The organism is Corynebacterium sp. HMSC062A03 (genome assembly GCF_001811145.1).
Lineage (GTDB): Bacteria > Actinomycetota > Actinomycetes > Mycobacteriales > Mycobacteriaceae > Corynebacterium > Corynebacterium aurimucosum.
This window is the reverse complement of record NZ_KV803681.1, coordinates 1-824: the sequence shown is the minus strand read 5'-3', so window position 1 is coordinate 824 and position 824 is coordinate 1. Positions and strand designations below refer to the sequence as shown.

Here is an 824-nt window from a genome sequence, read left to right as displayed (position 1 = left end):
AAAAAATGTTTGCCGCGGCTTCGGCGGTGTGCTTGAGCCCCACTACATTGTCGGCGCAGGACCACTCGACCAGTGAGCTATTACGCACTCTTTCAAGGATGGCTGCTTCTAAGCCAACCTCCTGGCTGTCTTCGCGATCCCACATCCTTTTCCACTTAGCACACCCTTAGGGGCCTTAACCGGCGATCTGGGCTGTTTCCCTCTCGACTATGAAGCTTATCCCCCACAGTCTCACTGCCGCACAACACAATTGATGGCATTCGGAGTTTGGCTGACATTGCTAAGATTGTAGTCCCGCTCAACCAACCAGTAGCTCTACCTCCACCAAGCTAATGCGACGCTGCACCTAAATGCATTTCGGGGAGAACCAGCTATCACGGAGTTTGATTGGCCTTTCACCCCTACCCACAGCTCATCCCCGCAGTTTTCAACCTACGTGGGTTCGCGCCTCCACAGCATCTTACTACTGCTTCACACTGGCCATGGGTAGATCACCCCGCTTCGGGTCCAGGACACGCCACTAAAACACCCCATTAGGATTCGGTTTCCCTACGGCTACCCCACACGGGTTAACCTCGCGACATGCCGCTGACTCGCAGGCTCATTCTTCAAAAGGCACGCCATCACACAACAAAAAGTGCTCTGACGGATTGTAAGCACATGGTTTCAGGAACTATTTCACTCCCCTCCCGGGGTACTTTTCACCATTCCCTCACGGTACTCATACACTATCGGTCACACTGAGTATTTAGGCTTACCGGGTGGTCCCGGCAGATTCACAGCAGATTCCACGAGCCCGCTGCTACTCGGGCAACCCAACAACC

1 rRNA gene is annotated in these 824 nt (G+C 53.9%); it reads right to left on the bottom strand.

Features of this window, described 5'->3' with window-relative positions:
* Positions 1 to 824: ribosomal RNA gene (locus tag HMPREF2781_RS07250) — 23S ribosomal RNA — on the bottom strand; the annotation flags it as partial.